Below are 22685 nucleotides of genomic sequence, written 5' to 3' on the forward strand. Positions count from 1 at the left end.
CTGTGTCAAAGTTTCTTTTGTAAATCAAATTGGTTATGTGGGTGTTTACTTGCCGAAATCGAGCAGCCTCTTCCAGAAGAACTGGATGGAGCCCTTGGGCTCCAGGTGCTGCGGCTCCTCTATCATGGTCCGGGCCAGCTTTTCAAAGGCCGCGCTGGTCTTGCCGGCCGGGTGGAGCTCGACAATCACCTTCTGCTTGCGGATGGCGTCGATCATCTGCCGGTCCTGGGGTATCGAGCCCAGGTAGTCGATGGATATATCCAGGTAGCGGTTGGCGACCATGGTCAGCTTGCGGAACACGTCCAGGGCCTCGTCCTCGCTGCGGATACAGTTGACGATCAGGTTGAAGTGCTTTTCATGGTACTGGGTGGAGAGCAGCTTCATCAGCGCGTAGGCGTCGGTGATGGCGGTGGGTTCCGGGGTGGTGACCACCAGGATCTCCTGGGCCGCAGTGTTGAAATAGGTGACATTTTCCGAGATCCCGGCCTCGGTGTCGATGAGAACGATATCGAACTGGCTGTGCATGGCGTCCAGGGCTTCCAGCAACCGCATCTTCTGCCGGGTGTCCAGTCTGGTAAAGCGCTGGACTCCGGAACCGGCCGGGAGAATCATAATGCCCTCGGGTCCACGGACCAGGATCGATTCCAGGTCGATGTTGCCGGAAAAGAAATGGTTGAGGTTGTAGCGCGGGGCCAGACCGAAGACCACGTCGATGTTGGCCAGGCCCAGGTCCGCGTCCAGGATAAGGACCCGCTTGCCCATGCGGGCCAGCAGCACGGCCGTGTTGGCCACCACCGCTGTCTTGCCGACCCCGCCCTTGCCGCTGGTCACGGAAAAGACCCGGGTTGTGTGGCCGGCCTGGTCGGAGATGCCGGGATCGTCAAAGTTGCGGGCCCGAAGCGTCCGGGCCTGGTCATTGTATTCTACTGCGTTGTCAGCCATGATGCAGAGTCCTGTTGGTATCCATGATCAGCCCGGCAATGGTCTGTGGATCCGGGGTGATGATGTCTTCTGGTACACGCTGTCCGTTGGTAAGAAAGGAAATCGGAGTGCCTTTCTTGATGTGCATGTTGAGGAGCACGCCCAGCAGGGCGCACTCGTCTATCTTGGTGAAGATCAGGTTATCGATGGCCAGGCAGCCAAAGCGGAGGATGATCTCGTCGAGCTCCTCCTCCCGGGTGGTCGCAGAAAGAACCAGGTGGTTCTCGATCTCCAGGTGCGGTCGGAGAAACCCGGTCATCTCCTCGATATCCAGGTTGTTGCGGGGACTGCGGCCGGCGGTGTCGATTAGGATGAGTTCCTTGTCCCTGTGCCTCTCAAGGGCTCTGTCCATGTCTTCGGGCCGAATGACCACCTCCACCGGCAGTTTCATTATTTCGCCGTATACCTTGAGCTGTTCCACGGCCGCGATACGGTAGGTATCGATGGTGATGAGGGCGATGCTCGCCGAGTGACGGCTCAGGTAGTTGGCCGCGATCTTGGCAATGGTGGTGGTCTTGCCCACTCCGGTGGGCCCTATGAGAGCGATACGCTTCTGCCCGGGATCCTTGGTGGAGAGGGGCTGGCTGGTACGGAACAGTCCGGTGATGGTGGTGGTCAGAAAGTCGTCCAGAGTAGCGGTATCGGGCAGCTTGTCGCCAAAATTCTGGCGGGTGAACTGGGCAATGGTGCTGGCGGCTTCGCTGTTGATCCCGAGCCGGGCCAGTCGGTTCATGATAGGGTGGTCCGCCACGGACTGGTCGCCGGGAGGCTGGAGGTATTCCGGTTCCACGTAGGGCCTGGCAACATTTTGGTTGTTTATCCCGGCCAGCCGTTCGCTCAGGCCGTGTATCAGGTTGCGCAGTTCACTTAGTTCCTCTCGTATGGCCGGGTCCGGCCTGTCCGCAGTCGAGGCTGCCTCGTTTCCGGGCGCGGACGATGTGGATTCGGTCTTTTTCCACAGGGCTTCATAGGTGAGTTCGTTGTCCTCGGGCCCGACCACTGCCTGGCCAAGCAGGGACTGGCGTTCCGGATCCGGCAGCCCGGTCTCGCTTGCAGGCCAGGGTTTGTCAATGGCCGCGGTTATCTCGAGGATAGGTTTGCCAAGCATGCCCATCTTGCCGCGGCGCACGGTCCGGGTCGAGAGGATGAGGGCGTCCGGCCCCAGGGCCTCCTTGACCTTTTTCAGGCCGCTTGCCATGTCCTGGGCTTCAAAAACTTTAACCTGCATCGATGGTCACCGTACCGAGGGATTGGATTTTCATGTTGCTGGCTATCTCGTTGTGGGAGAGCACTGCCAGGTTTGGATAATAGCGTTCGGTGAGGCGCCGGACATGGGGCCGGATCTGTGGAATGACCAACAGGACAGGCTGCTGTCCGGGCGGAAAATTGTTGAGCATGTTGCCCAGGGAATCGAGGATCTTCTGGGCGATCTGCGGATCCAGGGCCAGGAAGCTGCCATGTTCCCGGTGCTGGATGGATTTCTGGATGGTTTCTTCCACGCCGCGGTCCATGGTGATCACCGGCAGGGTGCCGTCGGGCTGGACATACTGCGAGGAGATGGAACGGGCAAGAGCATGGCGAACATACTCGGTCAGAACGTCGGTGTCCTGGGTCATGGGTGCGTAATCGGCCATGGTCTCCAGGATGGTGCGCAGGTCACGGATGGAAACACCTTCACGGAGCAGGTTCTGCAGGACCCGCATGATGGTGCCCAGGCTGAGCACACCCGGGATCAGGTCCTCGACCAGCTTGGGATAGGTCTTGGCCAGGTTGTCGATCAGGTCCTGGGTCTCCTGGCGGCCGAGCAGCTCATGGGCATGCTGCTTGATGATCTCGCTTATATGGGTGGCCATGACCGTGGTGCAGTCCACCACCGTATATCCGGCGATCTGGGCCTGCTCCCGCTTGTCCTCGGTGATCCAGATGGCCGGCAGGCCAAAAGCCGGCTCCTGGGTCGGGATACCCTTTATGGTCTCTGTCACCGTGCCCGGATCCATGGCCATATAATAGCCGGGCATCATCTCGGCGGTGGCGATCTGGACGCCCTTGAGGCTGATCACGTACTGGTTGGGGCTGAGCTGCAGGTTATCCTTGATATGGACCGGTGGGACGATGAAGCCCGAGGTCATGGCAAACTGTTTGCGGATGGCCTGGATTCGCTGGAGCAGCTCACCGTCCTGGGAGGCATCGACAAAGGGGATCAGCCCGTAGCCCACTTCCAGTTCGATGAGATCCACGGTGAGCATGGCCTCGTAGTTTTCTTCCTTGGCAACCACCGGTTCGGGACGTTCGACCATGGCCTCTTCCAGTTTCTTCTTTTCCGCCTGGTCGATCCGCCAGGCCAGAAAGGCCATGGTGGAGGCGATGATCAGGAAGGGGAAAAAGGGCAGGCCCGGGATCAGGGCAAAGAGGAGCAGAATACAGGAGACCACCCACAGCGCTTTGGAGTAGCGGGTGAACTGTTCCTTGAGCTCGGTACCGAAATCATCCTGGCCCGCGGCCCGGGTGACCAGCATACCGGCGGCGGTGGAGATGATCAGGGCCGGAACCTGACCCACCAGGCCATCACCGATGGTGAGGATGGTGTAGTTCTGGGCCGCTTCGGCCATAGGCATGCCCTTCTGCATCACGCCGATGATAAAGCCGGCCCCGATATTGATGATGGTGATAATGATGCCGGCAATGGCATCGCCCCGGACAAACTTGGAGGCACCGTCCATGGCCCCGTGGAAGTTGGCCTCGTTGGAGATCTCCTCGCGGCGGCGGCGGGCCTCGGTCTCGTCGATGAGCCCGGCGTTCAGGTCGGCGTCGATGGCCATCTGTTTGCCGGGCATGGCATCGAGCGTGAATCGTGCCGCGACCTCGGCAATCCGGCCGGCACCCTTGGTGATGACGATGAAGTTGATGATCACCAGGATGACAAAGATAACCAGACCGACCACGTACGATCCACCGACCACGAACTGGCCAAAGGCCTTGATCACCGATCCGGCCGCTCCCAACCCTTCATTCCCGTGGAGAAGGATCAATCGGGTGGAGGCGACGTTGAGGGAGAGACGGAACAGGGTGGTGGCCAGCAGGATGGAGGGAAAGATGGAAAACTCCACCGCTTTTTTCGTGTAGAGACTGATGATCAGAATCAGGATGGCCAGGGTGATGTTCAGCGACAGGCACAGGTCCAGTACCAGGGGCGGCAGCGGAATGATCATCAGCATCAGGATGCCGATCAGGGCCAGGGAGGCCCAGATGTCACTGCGTCCCATCAGCTCGCCAAACCGCTCCTGGCTGAAAAATGTCTGTTGTCCGACCGATTCCATTACTTGGTTTTATGTCCTTTCAGGGAGTATACATGGGCCAGTATCTCGGCCACTGCCCGGAAAAGTTCCTCGGGTATGGCCTGGCCTATCTCCACCTTGGAATGCAATAATCTTGCCACTGGCGGATTTTCTACGATGGGAATATCGTGTTCCCGGGCCAGTTCGCGGATTTTTCCGGCCACCAGTTCCTGCCCTTTTGCCAGTACTACCGGCGCTTCCATCTCACCCATGCGGTACTGGACGGCCACGGCTATCCGGGTCGGATTAGTGATAACCACGTCGGCATCCGGGACTGATGCCATCATCCGGCTGCGGGCCATCTGCTGCTGGATGGAACGGATTTTTGACTTGATGTGCGGATCACCCTCGGTATCCTTCATCTCCTCTTTCTGTTCCTGCTTGGTCATCTTCATCTTTTCTTCCATCTCCCAGCGGACAAAGCCGTAGTCGAGGATGGCCAGCACAATCATGATGCCGCTGGTCTTGAGCAGGACCTTCCAGGCCACCATGCCAAGATAGCGCACCGATTCAAACATGGCTGTATCTCCCAGGACAAGGGCCTTGCCAAATTCGCCCTCGATGGTCTTGAAGGCAACGTAGCCGATCAGCAGGACCTTGAGGGTTGATTTGATGATCTCCACCATGGATCGCTTGGAGAAAAAGCGGCCCATGCCCTTGATGGGGTCGAGTTTGCTGAAATCGGGCACTAGAGGCTTGGTGGTGAACAGCCAGCCGATCTGGAGAAAGGTGGCGAAAAAACCGATGATCATGGCCACCAGGAACAGGGGTGCCATGAGCAGGGCCAGCTGCTTGAAGAGAAAGCCGGTGAACCGGTACATGGAGGACGGGGTGATGGTGAATTCGCCGGCATTGCCCCAGATGGCGGCAATCAGCCGGGAAAGGTGATCCCAGAATACAGGGGCATAGATCCACCAGAAGAGCAGCATGGCTGTGAAGAGCGCCGCCGTGGCCACTTCGCGACTTTGGGCCACCTGTCCTTTCTCGCGAAAATCCTGCCGTCGTTTCGCGGATGGGGATTCTGTACGTTCACCTGAAGGGGTATCTTCCGCCATGGGTCACTGGACAAAAAAACTGGAGAAAACAGCGGAACCTTTCCGCCGGCATCGACATCATCTACAATTTATGCAAACCTCGCACCGGAAGGGAGATGGTGGCCAGGTTCTGCTGCTACGGTGAAGAGAATGGGAGGAACAGGGGGAAAACCGGTCCACCGGGCCGTCCGCGACCGGAGCGCGGGAACGTTGCCTCTGCTGGATTATCTGAGGAGTTCAAAGATACGGAGAAAGTTTTCACCCATCGTGTCAAATTCCCGACGCAGGATCAGAATGACCGAGTTCAGTGTCAAACCTATGACAATGAAGGCGATGCCGATGTTGATCGGAAAGGAGAGCATGAAGACGTTGAGCTGGGGAAAGACCCGGGCCAGGATGCCCAGCACCATGTTGGACAGCAGGAGGATGACGAGAATCGGGGCCGAGAACTTTACCCCGAGGAGAAACATTTTGGATCCCAGGTCCATGAGCAGTTCCACCGCCCCACCGGAAAAATCGAGATATCCCGGCGGCAGTAGCTGGTATGATTCTACAATGACCCGGAAAAACATGTGGTGGACATTGAGGGCCAGGAAGATGAGGATGGCCAGGACGTTCTGGAACTGGCTCATCAGGGAAAGCTGCTGGGTGGTCTGAGGATCGAAAATATTGGCGGCGGCAAAACCCATCTGGTAGCCGATGATGGTGCCGCCGAAGTTCACAGCCGTGAAGATGAGGTTGGCCGTAAGTCCGATCATGAGACCGATGAGGATCTCGTTGGCCATGAGCAGGCCCAGTTCCATGGGCCGATAGGCGATATCCGGGGTGTAGGGGGCCATGAGGGGAAAGAGCAGCAGGGCGGTGCCGAAGATGAGTCCCAGCTTGACCTGGGGCGGGATCTGCCGGCTGCTGAAGACCGGGATGGCCCCGATCAGGGCCCCGACACGGGAGGCGCAGATCAGGAAATTTTCGAACTGCTGGAGGGGAACGAGCTGAATATCCATCCCGTCTACTGGCCAACAGTGGCAATACCGCTTATCAGGCCGGTGGTGAAGGTAATGACCAGGTTCATGATCCAGGGGCCGAAGATGAGCAGGGTGATGAACACGGCGACGATTTTCGGAATAAAGGTCATGGTCTGCTCGTTGATCTGGGTCGCCGCCTGAAAAACACTGATGAGGAGCCCCACCAGCAGGGCTGCGATCAGCATGGGGCCGGAGGCAAGCAGGACGGTCTCAACGGCTTTTCTGCCTATGGATACAACAGTTTCAGGGCTCATGGGATCACCGGCTCAGATATTTTTTCATGCCTTGTTCGTTCCACAGGACAAGCTTTTTACCCCTGTAGAGCTGCTGGAAAAAGATCTCGTCCTGGTTGATGGCTCTGTCCACGGGTTCATAGGTGATGAGAAGGGATTTCTCATGGTTTTCAACATAGTTACGGAGGTCATTTATCCGGTGGGCAACGAGTACCGGTCTGGTCAGGCGACCGGTGAACTGAAACTGGCCGTAGTACTTGCCCTTGTTTATCAGGGTGTACCCCTGCTCTTCCCTGGCCTTGAGGATCCTGGCAACGTCCCGGATATCATAGCGCTGAAAAAAACGGTCCCCGCTTACCAGGAGCAGGCAGATGAGCGCAGCCGATGAAAGCCCGGTCCAGGTGACCAGGGGTTCGATTTCCCTGTTCCTGAGAACAAGAAAGACAAGACCCGTGGTGATCAGGCCCAGGGCCAGGAGGCCGGTCCGGAAGAGGAGGATATCAGCGGAGCTGCCCTCCAATGGAAGGTAACGCAATAAATATACCAGAATGCCAAGCAGGATGTACAGGGTCGCCGGCGGATAGTACCAGCGGCTCGAACTGGTGTCGGCAGGGAAGGTGGTGATGTTGCGGGCCAGTAGCAGGCTGAAGGCGGGAATGAGCGGTACCAGGTAATAGATCTGCTTGCCGCTGATCAGCGAGAGAACAGCCAGGGAGGACAGGGCCCAGACAGTGGGAAAACACCGGCCTGGATCTTTTCTGACCATGGCAAAGCCGCTCCACACCGGCCTGAGAAGAATCCAGGGCAGGAGCAGGACCGGGACCAGGGGCAGGTACCACCACCAGGGGTGTCGATGGGCAAAGGAGGAGACCACCCGGTTCACTGTCTGGCCCCAGAGGATGTCCTGACGGTAGCCCTCTCCACCCGTCATGACCGCAGGAATGAGCCAGAGGGAAACCAACCCCAGGCCGATGCCAAGGGCCAGCAGGAGCCCACCGTACCATCTTTTGATCTGCACGGATCGCGGCAGCCATAGAAAGCCCAGCAGGGCGACGGGCAGCACATGGACCAGGATAACCGGTCCCTTGGTCAACAGGCCGCCGCCCAGTCCCAGACCGACAAGGAGCCATGGTTTCATGTTCTTCGCCTGTCCGGCCTTCAGCAGGCCGTAGATCCCCAGCAGGACCCAGAAGGTCAGGACGATATCGAACATGATCAGCGAGGACCAGATCAGGTAGAGCAGGCAGGACGCGGTGATGATGGCCGCGTACCTGGCTGTACGGCTGTCCCGCCACAGTTGCAGGCCGATGCGGTAGATCAGGAGGATATTGAGCAGACTAAAGAGCAGCGGGATAGCCCGAAGAGTCCGTTCGTTTACCCCGAAAAGCCACCAGTCCAGGTTAATGAGCCAGAACAGCAGTGGTGGCTTGTGGGAATAGGGAAGACCGTTCAGGTGGGGAACGATGTAGGAGTTGTTCAGGTGCATCTCCCAGGCCACCGCCAGGTATCGTGTCTCATCGATGGGCATGGGCGGCATGCAGAGGATGAACAGCAGCCCTGGCAGGAGGAGGATAAGGCAAGGAAGCCATAGTTCCCTACATGGTTTCACGGTGTTTTTCCTTGTAGATGAAATAGAGGTTTCTCAGGTAGATGAACGAGCCCATGGACTGCCCGAGTATGAACACCGGATCCCGACGATGGATCGCGTAGGAGAGCAGAACCAGGGAACCGGCTATGCTGAAGTACCAGAACAGTTCCGGAACCACGCTCTTTTTACTTTTTTCGGTGGCGATCCACTGGATGATGAATCGCATGGTGAAGAAAAACTGGCCGGTGAGCCCGATACCGATCCAGACGGTTTCATTTGCTGTCATTAATCTTCTATCCTGAGTTCCATAACTTTGGATCTCCTCTGGAGCCAGGAGACGCCCATTATGTCGATGATACCGGCAAACAGCCTGTTCATGGTGCCGTAGTGCGAGGTGCCGTGTTTCCTTTCCCGGTGGGAGACTTCCACCGAGACCACCTGCCCACCCCGCATCTGCACCAGGGCCGGGAGAAAACGGTGCATGTGATCGAAAAAAGGAAGACGCTCAAAGGTGGCCTTGTAAAACACCTTCAGGCCACAGCCCGTATCCGGGGTCCCGTCCTTGAGCAGATACCCCCGCACCGCATTGGCCAGTCTGGACGAGACGATACGCCACCAGGAATCGTTTCTCTTTCTGCGAAATCCTGCCACCATCTGGAGTCCTGGGGGGCTCTGCTCCAGGAGCCGGTCCAGAAGTCGGGGGATATCGGCAGGGTTGTTCTGTCCGTCCCCGTCCATGGTGACGATGATATCGCCCCGGGCACGGTAGACACCGGTGGCCAGGGCGGCACTCTGGCCATAATTCTCCTTGTGCTGCAGGATTCTGAGTTCGGGTGTGTCCTGCTTGAGACGCTGGAGAATGGCTAGGGTGTTGTCACTGCTGGCGTCGTCAACGGTTATTATTTCATAAGGATACTCCAGGCGGGCCGCCTGGATCTCCCTGATGAGTCCTTCAATATTTTCCGCCTCGTTATGGACGGGTAGTACCACAGATATAAATGTCATGTTCAGTCGTTGTCCTGTCGGGATTCGAAAAAAAAACGAGAGGATAAGAAATCCGTGATCTTTTCCGGGCACAGAAATGACCACGGATGCTGGTGCGATCTGTGCCCGGAAAAAAGCTGTTGGTCCCATCCCGGGAGAAGCATAGTACCAGAAAATATTTGTTCCAGAAAGAGTTGAGCCAGAACCAGGCCAAAACAGACAGCGATGTCCGGAACGGTCTGAGGGATGAAACGCCAGGACAAAGCAGGAGCCATGTTCTCTCCAGGCCTCCTGGCCGGACTTTGCCAGGGATCGTTGTCGTTGGCCAGGTTAAGAATGATTGATAAAAAAGAATGGCTATCCGAAAAAATGTGGTACCATGGGCTGGGTAGGGGTCGGAAATCTGAAATCCGTGACAGGAGGAGTGCTATGTCAGTTGTGAAGTGGCTACTATACGGTCTCGTCGGCGCCATTGTCCTGATGGTTCTTGCCATTATCGTTCTACCCCTGGTGATGGACAACGAAGCCTTGAAAAAACAGCTTGCCAGTCGGATCGAGCAGAAAACCGGGCACAGTTTCCAGATCGAAGGACCTCTCCAGTGGTCGGTCTTTCCCTGGATAGGCCTGGAGATCGGCCGGGTCACGGTGGGGAACGCGCCGGGCTTTGGCGACGAGCCCCTGGCCACAGTGGAAGAACTTGATGTGAAGGTGGCGCTCAAGCCTCTTTTTCTCAAACAGGTGGTGGCCGATACCGTTTTTCTACGGGGAGTACGCCTCAATCTGGTCCGAAACAGCGCTGGCCGGGGAAACTGGGAAATTTTCGTTTCGGATGAGAAGGAGCAGGGAAAGAAGGTTCAGAAAAAGAAAACTCCTGAAAAAAGCGGCGAGCCGGCAGGTGGTGGCCTGGTCCTGGAACTCAACGGCCTGGCCATGGAGGATGTCACCCTTCGCTTTGAGGATCAGCAGAAAGATTCCACCATTGAGATACGTGATCTTGCCCTCGATATCGGCAAGCTGGTCCCGGATAGTCCTGTACCGGTTCAGCTCTGGTTCGGGCTGGCCAGCACCGAGCCGGACCTGAATCTCAAGGTGGGGTTGACCTCCAGCTTTTCAATGTCCCGGGACTGGCAACGTCTTGATCTCCTGGACCTGGGGGTGGATCTGAAGGTTTTTGGAGCCGGATTGCCGGACCAGGGGCTGCATTTTGAACTGACCGGTGACCTGGGGTTGGACCGGGCACAGGAGGAATTGAGAGTCTCCGAACTGTTCCTCTCCGGTCCGGGCACGGAGATCTCCACCAGCCTGAAGGTGACCGGGCTGGATGGGCAACCCCGGGTGAGCGGGAAGCTGGATCTGAAACAGGTCAATCCAAGAGAGCTTATGCAGCAGCTTGGCCTGGCCCTGAAGACCAGGGATCGCGAGGCCCTGACCAGGCTTTCAGGAACCGTGGCCGTCATCCAGGAGGGTGATACTCTGGCACTGAAGCCGGTTTCCCTGCAACTCGATGACACTGCCGTGGCAGGAGATATACGGGTGCTCTCGTTTGCCGGCCCTGTGGTCCGGGCCAGGATTACGATGGATGATATCGACCTGGACCGCTATCTTCCGCCTGGATCGGAAAAGGAAAAAATATCTCCGCCCGGATCTGCTTCAGACAGGGAGCCGACGATTGCCGCCACGAGTCAGGACCAGGAGAAGGGAGAGCCCCCTTCTTTTGACGCCCTTCGCCGCCTTGACATGGAAGCGGAACTCCGGGTGGGAGGTCTCAAGGTGCGCAACCTGCGGCTGCAAAAGATTGTCGTGGATATGTCGGCCAGGGACGGCATGATCAGGCTGCAGCCTGTACAGGCTGAACTCTATGATGGACATTTTTCTGGAGACTTCCTGGTAGATCTGCGGCAGGATACCCCGAAATTTCAGGTCAGCAAGAATCTTGTCGGAATCAGCATCGGGTCGCTTCTTAAGGATCTTTCCGGCAAGGAGCAGCTGATCGGTACCGGTGACGTCCATGTCGATGTGGCCACAGAGGGTCTGGCCGAGTCCATGATGACCAGGCATATGAACGGAACCATGTCGTTTGTCCTCAAAGACGGGTCCTACAAAGGGTTCAACCTGGCCCAGGCCATCCGTCGGGCCCAGGCCGCGCTTGCCGGCCAGGAGGTGGCGGCTGACCAGGCCCAGAAGACCGACTTCACCGAACTGCGGGGCAGCGCGGTTATCCGTCAGGGCGTGGTTGAGAACAGGGATCTCTACATGGCCTCACCGGTCCTCCGGGTCACTGGCAAGGGGAAGATAGATCTGGTGCGGAAAATGCTCGACTACCAGGTCACGGCCAAGGTGGTTGGCTCCCTGGCCGGCCAGGGCGGCAAGAGTGGGGACGAACTCAGAGGTCTTGCTGTACCGGTGCGGATAAAGGGGCCGCTGGACAAACCATCGTACGGGGTGGATATGGAGGCAGCCCTGAAGGCCGGTGCTGAGCAGCAACTGGAGAAAAAGAAACAGGAGCTCCTGGACAAGGCAACCGAGAAGATACAGGACCGGATGGGTGGCCAGCTGCTGAAGGGGCTCCTGGGGCAGTAGGCCGGCCGGCCCGCTTAACCGAAGCTCTGCATGAGCGAGCCCACCACCAGGGCCCAGCCGTCCACGAGGACAAAGAGCAGCAGTTTGAAGGGCAGGGAGATAATGATCGGCGGCAGCATCATCATGCCCATGGACATCAGGACCGAGGCAACGATCATGTCGATGACCAGAAACGGTACATAGATCATGAATCCCATCTGGAAGGCCAGCTTGAGTTCGGACAGCATGAAGGCCGGGATCAGGATCATGGTGGAGAGCTCGTTTCTGTCCGCCGGTTGTTCCTTCTTCGTGATGTCGATAAGCAGCTGCAGTTCCTCTTCCTGAACCTGGGAGAACATGAAGTCCCGCATGGCCTCCACGGTCAGGTTCAGGGCCTGTTCCTGGGGGATTTTTTCCTGGAGATAGGGTTGCAGAGCCTGGTCGTTGATGCGGCTGATCACCGGCGACATGATAAATAAGGTCAGGAACAGGGCCAGGCCGATGATGATCTGGTTGGGCGGCATGTTCTGGGTACCCATGGCCTGGCGGACAAAGCCAAGGACGATGACAATGCGGGTAAAGGCCGTGGTCATCAGGAGGATGGCTGGAGCAATGGAGAGTACCGTGAGAACAAAGAGAACCTGGAGGGCGGTGGAGACCTCCTGCGGTCCGGTGGCTTCCTTGAGCCCCAGAGAAATGGTGGGCAGGCTGAGCGCCAGGGCCGATGCCGGGATCCCGAGTGCCAGGATGATGAGAAAGGGCAGAAGTCGTCGTTTCACGGCTGGCTGTCCATAATTTTGTCGAAATCCGTCTGGTTCTGTCGTCCCAGGTCGGCAAGAAGCTCGATCCGGCCACCGCCGATGCCGAGCAGCAGTTCCCGTCCCCGCACTTCCACCAGGGCCAGGCTGGTCTTAGGTTGCAGGTGTTTGATCTCCTTGACCCTGATGGTTCCCTGGCTGGTCGTGCCAAAGCCCATCCTTTTCCGGGCAATGGCGTAGATGACCAGGATAAGACCGATAACTACGAGCAGGGCCCAGGTCATCTGCAGGGCGGCCGAACCCATGGATCTGGCCTGGGCGGCCAGCAGTGTCGAGGGGGTCACCAGCAGGGTTGTCAGGGACAGGAGGAGGCAGCGCATGGCCTATCCGAGTTTCTCGATCCGGTCCGACTGGCTGACCACTTCGGTCAGTTTTATGCCGAACTTGTCGCCCACCTTGACCGCCTCGCCCCTGGCGATGAGACGGGAATTGACATAGAGGTCCAGGGGCTCGCCGGCCAGTTTGTCCAGTTCCACCACGTAGCCCTCACCCATCTGCAGAAGATCCTTGATCAGGATTCTGGCCCGTCCCACCTCCACGGAAACCTGGAGCGGAACATCGAAGAGAAATTCAAGATCTCGGGGCAGATCCGCCTGCTCGCCAGGGACCTGGCCGGCGGCCTCTGCAGCAGTCTCTTCAAGGAGTTCTGCCGTTTCTTCGGGATTCAAGGTCTTGCCTGTGTCGTCTGGTTCCATATGATCAGTTGTTTCCATGGAATTCTCCTAATCGGTTACTGTAGAGCCCTGTGATATGAAAGGCCTTTTTACCGTTCCGCTCTCCGGGGATGGCGAAAAATTTTGCCTTGTCTTCCACCAGGATGGTCAGAGGTATGTCCGGATCATAGCCAAGATCAATGATATCCCCCTCCTGAAGCTGAAGGATCTGGCGGATGGTCATGTTCAGCCGTCCGGAGCGGGCGATGACCGTCGAGCTCATCTCCTTGACCTCATCTTCAAAGACATTGGCCCAGGTGGAGACCGAATGGGTGACCGTGACGATCTCCTTTATCTTCTCGCGGATGGGTTCCAGGGTCAGGTAAGGGATGATAAGCCGCATTTCGCCCTTCTGCTTCCCTACCTTGAGCTGGAAACGGGTGACCAGGACCTCGGTTTCCGAGTCCACGATGTTGACCAGCCGGAAGTTGTTCTCCACCTTGATTATCTGCGGCTCGATGACCACTACCTGCCTGAAGGCCCGCTGCAGGTCCGAGCCGATACTGGCCATGATGCTTTTAAGGACATTGATCTCGATGGTTGTCAGGTTACGGTTGAGAGCAATGGAGTCCACGCTGCTGGAGGAACCGAGCATGATTTCAAGCAGGGTAAAGGAGAGCATGGTGTCGAAGTGGAACAGGCACCCGTACTTGAGCGGATCAATTGAGTAGATACCGATGGCGCCCTGATCCTTCAGTTCCAGCAGACTGTCCTGGAAGGTGGAACTGGTGATTTCCAGTCGGTTGATCGTGAAGGTCCGCTGCAGCTGGTTGGTCAGGGCGATGCTGAAGTTCTTGGCAAAGACATCCAGGAGGATGTCCAGGTTGGGGATCCGCAGCTCATCCTTCTCGTCCCGGACATAGATCTGGAGCAGATCCAGTTCCCTGGCCGGTTTGGGCACCGGGGTATAGCGGCCCTCTCCGTCGATGGAGTCCGGTGAGATCCGCCCCTCCCTGACCGCGGCCAGCAGATCGGCGATTTCCTCTTTGCTTAGAATCGGTTCCACGGGCTATTGCACCACAAAATCGGTGAGATATATGTTTTTCACCTTGCCTGATTTAAGAAAGGAGTTGATCTTGCTCTTGAGTTCGGCCTTGAGCTGCTTTTTGCCCTGCAGATCCTGCAATTCCTCAAAGGTCTTGTTGCTGATCAACAGGATGATCGCATCCCTGATCTGGGGGAGCCGCTTGTTGGCCTCTTCCAGGGCCACTTCGTTGTTGAGTTCCAGGGTCAGGGCCGCCTTGACATAATGGGTTCCCTCTTCGCTGATGATGTTGACGATAAACTCCTTGATGTCAAGCATCGGGCCGATATCGGCCTCCTCGGTAGCTGCCGGCACGGCAAGTTCCACCTTCTGCTCCGGAGTTTTCTCTTCCGGCGGTGGTTTTTTGAGGACAAGAAAGTAGAAAGCCGCCCCCCCGCCGAGCAGCAGGACAACCAGGGCGGCGGCGATGATAATGATCAGCTTTTTTTTGGAGCCGGATTCTTCCTGACCTTCAGAATTTTCTTTTTTTTCTTTATCTGCCATGGATGGTCTCCATCAACCAGTCTTAAGTTACAGGGGAATCGGTGGTGCTGCCTTGGCATTGGCGGACATGATGTCAGGATGGAGGACAAAGTCCACACGCCGGTTTTTCTCCTTGTTTTCCGGGGAGTCGTTGGGGGCGATCGGTCGGGTATCCCCATAGCCGACCGCCGACATGCGATCCAGGGAAAAGAGTTTTCCGCGGTTGTAAAAACGCATGACCGAGATGGCCCGGGCCACGGAGAGATCCCAGTTGGTGATTTTTTTGCCGGCAATGGGCGTATTGTCCGTGTGGCCCTCGATGCGCATGGTCATGGGCAGAGGTCGGACAATGTCGGCTATCTTGCGGAGCAGGGGATAGGAAGCCGGATTCAGGGTAGCCTTGCCCGGTTCGAACAGGACCGCGTCATTGATGCGCAGAACGATGGTGTTATCGTCCCGTTTGATGACCTCGACCTTGTCGCTGATCTTGGTCATCTCGATGTCGGTTTTGATCCGTTTGTAATACTTGGCCGCCGACGGCTGGGGTATGGGGGCGAACTTCGATTTGGGGGCCGAGGGCATCACCGGTACGGTGTAGCGGCTGGTGGTGGAAAAGGAGTGAAACCCGAACGCCTGTTCCAGCGACTGCTTGGCCTCGTCGAACTTGACCTTGTCCATGGTGGCCATTGAGAGGAGAAGGACGAAGAAGGTAAGCAGCAGGGTTACCAGGTCACTGAAGGTGACCATCCACAAGGGGGCGCCCGCAGGACATTCTTCCTGTTTCTTAGCCATGATCTACCGCCTCAGTTAAAGGAGGATTCCCGTTCGCTGGGGGCAACGAATGCGTGCAGTTTCTGCTCCATGATCCGCGGGTTTTCTCCGGAGAGGATGGAGCCCATGCCTTCAACGATGATGGTCTTCTGCAGTAATTCGGACTTGGACCGGGTTTTGAGCTTGCCGGCCATGGGGTTGCAGAGAATGTTGGCGATAACTGCGCCGTAGAAGGTGGTCAGGAGGGCGACCGCCATGGCAGGACCGATGGAGGATGGATCGCTCATGTTCTGGAGCATCTGTACCAGGCCGATCAGGGTACCGACCATGCCCATGGCCGGGGAGATGGTTCCCAGGGAGAGAAAGATTTCCGCGCCCTTGCTGTGCCGATCCTGAATGTATTCGATCTCGGTGTTGAGCATGGTCTTGAGGTCTTCGGGCTCCTGGCCATCCACCGCCATCTGCAGGGCCTTGACCAGAAACTGGTCATCCACGGAATCGATAAGGGCCTGGAGGGAAAGTATGCCTTCTTTGCGGGCCTTGTTGGCAAATTCGATGAGCTGGGTGATCAGGTCGTTGGTGCTCGTTTCCTGGTAGAGGAATGTCTTCTTGGCAACTTTGACCGCACCCAGGATGTCGGCCAGTGGATAGTTGATCAGGGCAACCCCGATAGTACCGCCAAAGACGATGAGCATGGAGGGCACGTCGATGAACATGCCAAGCCCGCCACCCTGGAGGATGGCCATCAGCATGAGGCCAAAGGCGGCAACGATTCCTATTATAGTCGCTATGTCCACGTTGTCATCCTTTTGACAGGAAGGAAAAGTCGTTCAAGGCCTCTGGTCTTCAGGGAACAGGCCAAGAATATCAATACGGTGATTGTATCTGAATCGGATATCGATGACAAGGATGCAAGTAAAATGCCAGCATATTTTCCTCTCCCGCTAGTCTGGGTTCGGTGAAACTGGAGAGTGGTGCCGGGAATCCGGACCGGAGGACCGGGAGACCCGGGCTCCGCCTGCCGGTCGGGCAGGCGACCAGGGATGTTGGCAATCATCATGGAGGGTTTTGACGCGTTCTGGAGCATCCTCCGGGACCGGGCAGTGTCCCGCGGCAACGAAAAAAGCCATCCAGCGCTTTTGGCTCTGGATGGCTTTCGGGTCATTTTTTTGACACTACAGGTTACCGTTTGAGATTGACCAGCTCGCCAAGCAGCTCGTCTACAGTGGAGATGATTTTTGAGTTGGCCTGAAAGCCGCGCTGGATGGTGATCATCTTGACAAATTCCTGCCCCATGTCCACGTTGGACTGCTCCAGGGAGTTGGTGAAGATATTGCCAAGCTCGGGACCGGGCAAGCCTACCCTGGGGGTGCCCGAATCTGTATTGGCGACATAGAGGTTGGCCCCGGCCAGTTCCAGTCCATTGGGATTTTTGAACTTTCCCAGCACCAGCTGGGCGACATTGACCTGCTTGCCGTTGGAATAGCTGGCGACGATGATTCCCTCGCCGTTAATGGCCACATTGGTCAGGTTGCCGGTTGCGTAGCCGTCCTGTTCCTGACCGATAACCACGGATTCGGAGTCATACTGAGTGCAGTCGAACACGATGTCGATGGTCTGGCTGGGGTTCGAACCGTTGCCGAAGTCCAGGGCCGCGGTGGTGACGGCAAAGGTATCGTTGGTCCCGTCTCCGTTCCGGTCGTAGGTCAGGTAGGTGGCGTCGAGATTGCCGTTCTCGTCAAAGGCAAAGGTTCCCAGGTCCTCGGAATAACCTGCATCCGGTATTTCCGCATAAGCGTGCCAGGTATTTGTGGAGGGGTCATCCACCCGCCAGTAGACGGTTAGCAGGTGGGTCTCGCCCAGGGAATCATAGACCTGACCCGTGCTTGTGTAATTATAGGAGGTGGTATCGGCCGGGTCGAATGTGGTGGACGGTGTCTGCGAGGCGGCGTCCAGGTTGGTGTTGTAAACCATGTAAGTGGTGGGATTGGCCTCCACCAGACCCGAGTTGATGACCTGGATATCGGTCGGGTCACCGGGGACGAGTTCGTTGTTTTCGTCGAATTGCCGACCCTGGACCCGGAACCCTTCCGGATTCACCAGGTAACCGTCGGCGTCGAAGCGAAAAGCACCGGCCCGGGAGTAATAGATCGTATCTTCGGCCGGGTTTCTGAGCAGGAAAAACCCTTCCCCCTCGATGGCGACGTCCGTGTCCGATGAGGTGGCCTCAAAGGTTCCCTGGCTGAAGATGTTGTCCACACTGGAAACGCCGACCCCCGGCCAACCTGGGAAAAACCGCCGGAACCGGCGATGGTGCTGGAAAGCAGGTCGGAGAAGACAGTTCGGGAGCCTTTGAAGCCGATGGTGTTTGTGTTGGCGAGGTTGTTGCCGATCACACTCATGGCCTGGGAGTTGGTGTTGAGCCCGCTTATCCCGCTGTACATAGCACTCTGAATGCCCATTATTACCTCCTGCTGGTTATTTCGTACATAAAATGAGTCATTGAAAAAAAACAAAACAGGCATCCTTGCCAGGTACTGTCCTTGTCCGTCACTGATTCAGGGTTTATTGTTCGGGTTCGTAGACCCCGTGGATCGATGAGAGATTGAATTCGCCCACGGTGGTGATCAGCGTGGCCTCATCGTTGACCAGATCAACCCCGGTCACTTCGGTGCGAACCAGGGGGTATACCCCCACGGTTTCGTCTTCGCCGGCGGCCCGGGCCTGGAGCACTATCTGGTAACTTCCCCGGGCAGCCGCTCTCCATTTTCATCCAGGCCATCCCAGGTTATGAAGTGATTTCCCGATGAAAGTTCGACTGGCTGGATGGTTTTCACCGTTGCCCCTCCACTGTTGAGGATCGACAGGGTGATATCGGATGCCTGACCGTCAACCATATAACCTATCTCCACTTCACCCGTCGATGGCAGGTAGAAATCACCGCTTTCAACCATGGCCTCTTTACCGATGAGTGACAGGGCCGCCAGACGGTCCGAATTTTTCTGGGCATCGAGAAGCTCTTCCATGGTGTCGTTGAGGTTCATGGATTGCTCCAGCTGGCTGTACTGAGCCAGCTGCGCGGTCCACTCGGTGGAGTCGGTGGGATTGAGCGGGTCCTGGTTCTGGAGCTGGGCCACCAGCAGGGTCAGGAACTCATCCTTGCCGAGGGTGTCGTTGCTTTCCGTGGTGCTGGGGAGTTGGGACGAGCCTACCGGTCCCTGGTATATACCGGAAACATAGGTCATGATCTTTTTCCTCCTGAACTACGCATGAACGCTCAGGCTCCGGGCATCGGACGCATAGACAACGTCCGCCTCATCATCCAGCAGGGTGGCGAAGTCGGTGGTGGAGCCACGGGAACGGGCCAGGTTGCCGGAATGGTCGTGATCGGCGGGATTTTCCTGGAATGGCATGGAATCGTTCTGGTCACTGGCCGCAACACTGACCTCCATCTGCTCCAGGTTCATACCCTGCTGTTCCAGGGCCTCGCGCAGCCTGGGCATGTTTTTTTCCAGAATTTCCTGCACCTGTGGATTCTGGGTGGTGATATGGGCCTTTATGTTGTCCTGTTCCACCTTGATCTCCATATGCAGTTCGCCAAGCTCCTGGGGGTGGAGACGCAGGGTGACGGTCCCTGTTTCCAGTCGCTGGTTCATGGAAAAGCGTTCCACCACCTGGCCGACAATATGATTTTCCGGGACCATGATCCCGGAGGGCAGCTTCACTCCACTGGCCGGTGCCGGGTCTGTTGTCTGGGAGCTGGAGACGGGCTCGCCGTTGCTCTGACTCAGGGTGAAGATCAGCCCGGGATCCTTTTCCTGGCCATTGATGCGGTTATGGAGCTGGTCCGCAGCCAATGCATCCCGCCCTCCGGGCTGGCCGTTGTTGTTCTGGAGACTCTGCTCGCCGGTCGCCAGCTGTCTGGCAGACTGTTCCATGCCGGTGGGCAGGTTGGACTGCAGATAATGGCCGGTGATATCCTGACGGCGGCTCATGCCATGGCCGGCGCCGGAGTTGTCTCCGGACAGGGGAATCCGGCTCTGGGCTTTGCCAGAGAGAAGCGCGCCCTCTTGCAGGAAAGCTTCCTCCCCGGGCAGAACCTGATCAGTCGGCAGCTGGCTGGCAGCGGCTTGGCCGGTCTTGTTATGCTGGCCGATGCGGCTGCTGAAGGTCGCCGACCAGTGTTCCACGGTCACGTCCTGAGAAAGACGGTTTCCCGGCCTGTCTGCGGAGCCGGCCTCTTTCTGTTCAGGCAAAGTGAGATCGAGACCAGGAGAGGCCGGCTTCTCTTCACCGGTAATGGCGGCTAGAAGCGTGGTGACGCTTGAACCAGTGGCGGGGACCAGGGTGTTTCCGGTCTGGGCAGCCGTCGGCTGAGCGCTGTCCTGCGGGAGGAGGATGGCGCTGCCTGGTCCGGCTGCCAGTGCCAGCTGGCCGTTGTCAATTTCCACTGTCGCCCCGTTTTGTTCGCTCCCGGATCCGTTTTTTCCCGCCATTTTGTCCGGGGCTCCTTTGGGCGTTTTTGCCGTGGCGGCAGGCTGTTGCTCGCCAGCCTGGGCATGGGCGGCGCTGAGATGGGTCTGGAAGTTTTTTCCCGATGATCCGGGTTCAGATGTTGACACACCGGTGGCCTGGACAGGAGCAGGTGTCATCTCTGCTGGCAGGGTCGGGATCGCTTGCATACAACCTCCTACATGGCTCCCAGGTTTGGAAAGGCGGACGTGAGGCTGGCGGCCTTGTCCCGGTCCATGTTGCTCAGGATCTTGGCCGCGGATTTGGGTTTCATGCGAAAAAGAATAGCGATGGCCAGGTCCTGATCAACTGTCGCGAGAATGGTTGCCGCTTTTCTCGGGTCCATTTTTTCGTACATCTTGCTCAGGTTCGGCGACACCCTCTCGTACATCTTGTTCAGGTTGTCTATCCGGCGCTGTTCTTCAGCCTTTTTTTCCGCCAGAAGTTTCTCGATGTTCTCTTTCAGCTTCTGGAGCTGGTCTAACTTCTTATCGACCTCTGCTTCCAGAGTCTTTAGTTCCTTTTTGCGCTCCTCAAGCGCTTCCTGTTCCCTGGCAAGTTTTTTCCGCTCCTTTTCCAGGGAAAGCAGCAGCCGCCGCTCCTCCACCGAACTGTATTTCGGTTCGTCATCGGTTGCAGTCACCGGCTCAGGCTCTGTCGCGGCCACCGCGACGGAGTGCAACAGGAGGACGAGTATAAAAAACAAAGGGATCCGCCAGCGCAACCGTTCCCTCGTGTCCAGTGCCTCCACCCCGAACCGGTTGGAGGCTTTATCTTTTTTCAAAACAGCTTTATTATTCATCCCTGCTCCCTGTCATGAAACAACACTGCGATTTCGTCCAGCATGGCGGATTCCTTTTTTTCCAGATAGGCACGATAGGCCCGGTTCCGGTGCTCCTTGAGCTTTTCCAGCACCTTTCGCTCCTGCCTGGCCTTGACCAGTCGTTTCCGCTCCTTGTTCACTCTCTCTGTCGCTGCCCTGACCTTCTGCTCCAGTTTCTTTATCTCTTCCTGGACCAGGTGAATACGGTTCTCGAAAAGGGTCAGCATATCCGGGGTGGTGCCTCGCTGGCGCTCCTTTTCCAGGCCGTCAAACAGGGACTGCAGCATCTCCTCGACCCGGTCCAGTTCACGGCGCAGGGCGGCTTCCTCCTTCTGGACGGCCATGAACCGCTGTCTGGCCCTGTCTTCCCGCTGCTGCCGGTACTTGAGGACCGGTTCCAAGGAAAAAGGTTTCATGCGCTGCTACCGGGTGTGGAGTCAGTCGGCCTTCTTCTGTCCTTACCCCGTCTTCCAGGCCGTCTGCGGTCGCTGCCCCGCCGGTCACTGACCAGCTCCCCCATGTAGGCGATGGTCTCTTCCAGGGTCACGGACTCGTCGAACCCCTGGACAAGAAACTGATTGATGGCTTCGATGCGGGAGATGGCATAGTCTATTTTCGGATTGGAACCGGCGGTATAGGCCCCTATGTTGATGAGATCTTCGGATTCCCGGTAGATCGCCAGCACGGAGCGGATTTTGCCGGCCAACTCCAGGTGCCGCCGGGACACGATGTCCCGCATCACCCGGCTGGTGGACATCATGACGTCGATGGCCGGGTAGTGATTTTTCGCCGCCAGGTCCCGTGACAGGACGATGTGGCCATCGAGGATGGAGCGAACTGCGTCGGCCACCGGCTCGGTCAGATCGTCGCCGTCCACCAGTACAGTGTAGAGGCCGGTGATGGATCCTCTGTTCTGAAAACTTCCGGCCCGTTCCAGCAGTTTGGGCAGGGTGGCAAACACCGATGGGGTGTAGCCCTTGGTCGTCGGCGGTTCACCGATGGCCAATCCGATTTCCCGCATGGCCATGGCAAAGCGGGTCACCGAATCCATCATCAAGAGGACATTTTTTCCCTGGTTGCAGAAGAATTCGGCAATGGCGGTTGCCACAAAGGCGCCGCGCATCCGCAGTAGGGGGGACTGGTCCGAAGTGACCACCACGATGACGGAACGCTTCAGCCCCTCTACGCCCAGGTCCCGTTCGATGAATTCGCGTACCTCGCGGCCCCGTTCGCCGATAAGCGCGATCACGTTGACATCCGCGGTGGCGTACTTGGCCATCATGCCGAGCAGTACGCTCTTGCCCACCCCGGAACCGGCCATGATGCCCATACGCTGACCCAGGCCGCAGGTGATGAGACCGTTGATCGCCCGGATGCCAAGGTCCATGGGCGCATTGATGTTCTTGCGCTGCATGGGCCCGGGAGGCAGGCTGTAGAGTTGTTTTTCGCCGTCAAGAAGCAGGGGCGGGCCGTCATCAAGAGGTTGTTCCATGGCATCGATGACCCGGCCCAGGAGCTTTTCGCCCACCCTGATGGTGGCGCTTTCCTTGATGACCCGGATTCTGCTTCCCGGGCCCAGGCCACGCAGTTCTCCAAGGGGCATGAGCAGGGCCTGGTTGTTGTTGTAACCGACGATTTCCGCCGGGACCGGTGGGCCGTCCTCCAGGGGGTGAATTTCGCACAGCGATCCCACCGAGGAGCGGGGACAGTGTCCTTCGACCACCAAGCCGACGATCCGGCGTACCTTGCCGTACACCCGGATAGGTGAGAATCGCTTTATGAGTTCTGGTCTGAATTGCATG

Annotated in this window: 24 protein-coding genes and 1 pseudogene; 1 reads left to right on the forward strand and 24 read right to left on the reverse strand. The window is 57.5% G+C overall.

Annotation, left to right across the window (positions count from 1 at the left end; translation table 11 throughout):
- Positions 1–45 precede the first annotated feature (45 nt).
- From GF1_RS04490 to GF1_RS04530, 9 genes are all read right to left on the reverse strand, one after another.
- Positions 46–942 (reverse strand): MinD/ParA family protein, encoded by an 897-nt coding sequence (locus GF1_RS04490; RefSeq protein ID WP_267928430.1) that lies wholly within the window; start codon positions 940–942, stop codon positions 46–48.
- A complete protein-coding gene (flhF, locus tag GF1_RS04495) occupies positions 935–2209 on the reverse strand; it encodes a flagellar biosynthesis GTPase FlhF (RefSeq protein WP_267928431.1) in 1275 nt (424 codons plus the stop codon). Before flhF ends, GF1_RS04490 begins: the two co-directional genes overlap by 8 nt.
- On the reverse strand, positions 2199–4298 hold the full coding sequence (flhA, locus tag GF1_RS04500) for a flagellar biosynthesis protein FlhA (protein WP_267928432.1): 2100 nt from the start codon (positions 4296–4298) through the stop codon (positions 2199–2201). The genes flhF and flhA overlap by 11 nt, the downstream gene beginning before the upstream one ends.
- Positions 4298–5371 (reverse strand): flagellar biosynthesis protein FlhB, encoded by a 1074-nt coding sequence (gene flhB, locus GF1_RS04505; RefSeq protein WP_267928433.1) that lies wholly within the window; start codon positions 5369–5371, stop codon positions 4298–4300. Before flhB ends, flhA begins: the two co-directional genes overlap by 1 nt.
- A 203-nt stretch (positions 5372–5574) precedes the next feature.
- A complete protein-coding gene (gene fliR, locus GF1_RS04510) occupies positions 5575–6354 on the reverse strand; it encodes a flagellar biosynthetic protein FliR (protein ID WP_267928434.1) in 780 nt (259 codons plus the stop codon).
- 5 nt (positions 6355–6359) lie between these two features.
- Positions 6360–6629, reverse strand: a complete 270-nt coding sequence (gene fliQ, locus GF1_RS04515; protein ID WP_267928435.1) for a flagellar biosynthesis protein FliQ — start codon at positions 6627–6629, stop codon at positions 6360–6362.
- Between the two features lie 4 nt (positions 6630–6633).
- Entirely contained in the window at positions 6634–8217 is a 1584-nt protein-coding gene (locus GF1_RS04520) for an ArnT family glycosyltransferase (RefSeq protein ID WP_267928436.1), read from the reverse strand.
- Positions 8204–8482, reverse strand: a complete 279-nt coding sequence (locus GF1_RS04525) for a lipid-A-disaccharide synthase N-terminal domain-containing protein (RefSeq protein WP_267928437.1) — start codon at positions 8480–8482, stop codon at positions 8204–8206. The genes GF1_RS04520 and GF1_RS04525 overlap by 14 nt, the downstream gene beginning before the upstream one ends.
- Complete coding sequence (locus GF1_RS04530) at positions 8482–9201, reverse strand: glycosyltransferase family 2 protein (RefSeq protein ID WP_267928438.1); 720 nt, start codon at positions 9199–9201, stop codon at positions 8482–8484. Before GF1_RS04530 ends, GF1_RS04525 begins: the two co-directional genes overlap by 1 nt.
- A gap of 417 nt (positions 9202–9618) precedes the next feature.
- Between GF1_RS04530 and GF1_RS04535 the strand changes: the two genes are divergently transcribed.
- The gene (locus GF1_RS04535; protein WP_267928439.1) at positions 9619–11760 is read left to right on the forward strand and encodes an AsmA family protein; all 2142 of its coding nucleotides are present in this window, start codon (positions 9619–9621) and stop codon (positions 11758–11760) included.
- Positions 11761–11774: 14 nt separating this feature from the next.
- On the opposite strand, the gene fliP is transcribed toward GF1_RS04535, so the two are convergent.
- The 15 genes and pseudogenes from fliP to GF1_RS04605 all read right to left on the reverse strand — a co-directional run bounded on the left by fliP (position 11775) and on the right by GF1_RS04605 (position 22684).
- Positions 11775–12518: a flagellar type III secretion system pore protein FliP gene (gene fliP / locus GF1_RS04540; protein WP_267928440.1), complete on the reverse strand. Its 744-nt coding sequence runs from the start codon at positions 12516–12518 to the stop codon at positions 11775–11777.
- A complete protein-coding gene (locus GF1_RS04545; RefSeq protein ID WP_267928441.1) occupies positions 12515–12877 on the reverse strand; it encodes a FliO/MopB family protein in 363 nt (120 codons plus the stop codon). Before GF1_RS04545 ends, fliP begins: the two co-directional genes overlap by 4 nt.
- Before the next feature lie 3 nt (positions 12878–12880).
- Positions 12881–13270 carry a flagellar motor switch protein FliN gene (gene fliN / locus GF1_RS04550; RefSeq protein ID WP_267928442.1) on the reverse strand — a complete coding sequence of 130 codons (390 nt, stop codon included), beginning with the start codon at positions 13268–13270 and terminating at the stop codon, positions 12881–12883.
- Positions 13257–14276 carry a flagellar motor switch protein FliM gene (locus GF1_RS04555; protein WP_267928443.1) on the reverse strand — a complete coding sequence of 340 codons (1020 nt, stop codon included), beginning with the start codon at positions 14274–14276 and terminating at the stop codon, positions 13257–13259. Before GF1_RS04555 ends, fliN begins: the two co-directional genes overlap by 14 nt.
- A 3-nt stretch (positions 14277–14279) precedes the next feature.
- A complete protein-coding gene (locus GF1_RS04560) occupies positions 14280–14798 on the reverse strand; it encodes a flagellar basal body-associated FliL family protein (protein ID WP_267928444.1) in 519 nt (172 codons plus the stop codon).
- A 27-nt stretch (positions 14799–14825) separates the two neighbouring features.
- The gene (locus GF1_RS04565) at positions 14826–15569 is read right to left on the reverse strand and encodes an OmpA/MotB family protein (RefSeq protein ID WP_267928445.1); all 744 of its coding nucleotides are present in this window, start codon (positions 15567–15569) and stop codon (positions 14826–14828) included.
- Positions 15570–15580: 11 nt separating this feature from the next.
- Positions 15581–16345: a motility protein A gene (locus GF1_RS04570; protein ID WP_267928446.1), complete on the reverse strand. Its 765-nt coding sequence runs from the start codon at positions 16343–16345 to the stop codon at positions 15581–15583.
- 385 nt (positions 16346–16730) lie between these two features.
- Positions 16731–17807, reverse strand: coding sequence for a flagellar hook protein FlgE (locus GF1_RS04575; RefSeq protein WP_267928447.1), 1077 nt, complete (start codon positions 17805–17807; stop codon positions 16731–16733).
- 134 nt (positions 17808–17941) lie between these two features.
- Positions 17942–18073, reverse strand: a pseudogene (locus GF1_RS16390) (hypothetical protein); the annotation flags it as partial.
- A gap of 40 nt (positions 18074–18113) precedes the next feature.
- A complete protein-coding gene (locus GF1_RS04580; RefSeq protein WP_267928448.1) occupies positions 18114–18281 on the reverse strand; it encodes a hypothetical protein in 168 nt (55 codons plus the stop codon).
- Positions 18281–18793: a flagellar hook assembly protein FlgD gene (locus tag GF1_RS04585; protein WP_267928449.1), complete on the reverse strand. Its 513-nt coding sequence runs from the start codon at positions 18791–18793 to the stop codon at positions 18281–18283. Before GF1_RS04585 ends, GF1_RS04580 begins: the two co-directional genes overlap by 1 nt.
- A gap of 18 nt (positions 18794–18811) precedes the next feature.
- Positions 18812–20230, reverse strand: coding sequence for a flagellar hook-length control protein FliK (locus GF1_RS04590; protein ID WP_267928450.1), 1419 nt, complete (start codon positions 20228–20230; stop codon positions 18812–18814).
- Between the two features lie 8 nt (positions 20231–20238).
- On the reverse strand, positions 20239–20862 hold the full coding sequence (locus tag GF1_RS04595; RefSeq protein ID WP_267928451.1) for a MotE family protein: 624 nt from the start codon (positions 20860–20862) through the stop codon (positions 20239–20241).
- Positions 20859–21299 carry a flagellar export protein FliJ gene (gene fliJ / locus GF1_RS04600; RefSeq protein ID WP_267928452.1) on the reverse strand — a complete coding sequence of 147 codons (441 nt, stop codon included), beginning with the start codon at positions 21297–21299 and terminating at the stop codon, positions 20859–20861. Before fliJ ends, GF1_RS04595 begins: the two co-directional genes overlap by 4 nt.
- Complete coding sequence (locus GF1_RS04605) at positions 21296–22684, reverse strand: FliI/YscN family ATPase (RefSeq protein ID WP_267928453.1); 1389 nt, start codon at positions 22682–22684, stop codon at positions 21296–21298. The genes fliJ and GF1_RS04605 overlap by 4 nt, the downstream gene beginning before the upstream one ends.
- Between the last annotated feature and the right edge of the window lies 1 nt (position 22685).

It is taken from the genome of Desulfolithobacter dissulfuricans, from assembly GCF_025998535.1.
In the GTDB taxonomy this organism is placed as follows: Bacteria; Desulfobacterota; Desulfobulbia; order Desulfobulbales; family Desulfobulbaceae; genus Desulfolithobacter; species Desulfolithobacter dissulfuricans.

Coding starts and splice junctions, on each gene's coding strand:
- GF1_RS04490 (WP_267928430.1), bottom strand. CDS start 942: ATGGCTGACAACGCAGTAGAATACAATGACCAGGCCCGGACGCTTCGG.
- flhF (WP_267928431.1), bottom strand. CDS start 2,209: ATGCAGGTTAAAGTTTTTGAAGCCCAGGACATGGCAAGCGGCCTGAAA.
- flhA (WP_267928432.1), bottom strand. CDS start 4,298: ATGGAATCGGTCGGACAACAGACATTTTTCAGCCAGGAGCGGTTTGGC.
- flhB (WP_267928433.1), bottom strand. CDS start 5,371: ATGGCGGAAGATACCCCTTCAGGTGAACGTACAGAATCCCCATCCGCG.
- fliR (WP_267928434.1), bottom strand. CDS start 6,354: ATGGATATTCAGCTCGTTCCCCTCCAGCAGTTCGAAAATTTCCTGATC.
- fliQ (WP_267928435.1), bottom strand. CDS start 6,629: ATGAGCCCTGAAACTGTTGTATCCATAGGCAGAAAAGCCGTTGAGACC.
- GF1_RS04525 (WP_267928437.1), bottom strand. CDS start 8,482: ATGACAGCAAATGAAACCGTCTGGATCGGTATCGGGCTCACCGGCCAG.
- GF1_RS04530 (WP_267928438.1), bottom strand. CDS start 9,201: ATGACATTTATATCTGTGGTACTACCCGTCCATAACGAGGCGGAAAAT.
- GF1_RS04545 (WP_267928441.1), bottom strand. CDS start 12,877: ATGCGCTGCCTCCTCCTGTCCCTGACAACCCTGCTGGTGACCCCCTCG.
- fliN (WP_267928442.1), bottom strand. CDS start 13,270: ATGGAAACAACTGATCATATGGAACCAGACGACACAGGCAAGACCTTG.
- GF1_RS04560 (WP_267928444.1), bottom strand. CDS start 14,798: ATGGCAGATAAAGAAAAAAAAGAAAATTCTGAAGGTCAGGAAGAATCC.
- GF1_RS04565 (WP_267928445.1), bottom strand. CDS start 15,569: ATGGCTAAGAAACAGGAAGAATGTCCTGCGGGCGCCCCCTTGTGGATG.
- GF1_RS04585 (WP_267928449.1), bottom strand. CDS start 18,793: ATGACCTATGTTTCCGGTATATACCAGGGACCGGTAGGCTCGTCCCAA.
- GF1_RS04590 (WP_267928450.1), bottom strand. CDS start 20,230: ATGCAAGCGATCCCGACCCTGCCAGCAGAGATGACACCTGCTCCTGTC.
- GF1_RS04595 (WP_267928451.1), bottom strand. CDS start 20,862: ATGAATAATAAAGCTGTTTTGAAAAAAGATAAAGCCTCCAACCGGTTC.
- fliJ (WP_267928452.1), bottom strand. CDS start 21,299: ATGAAACCTTTTTCCTTGGAACCGGTCCTCAAGTACCGGCAGCAGCGG.
- GF1_RS04605 (WP_267928453.1), bottom strand. CDS start 22,684: ATGCAATTCAGACCAGAACTCATAAAGCGATTCTCACCTATCCGGGTG.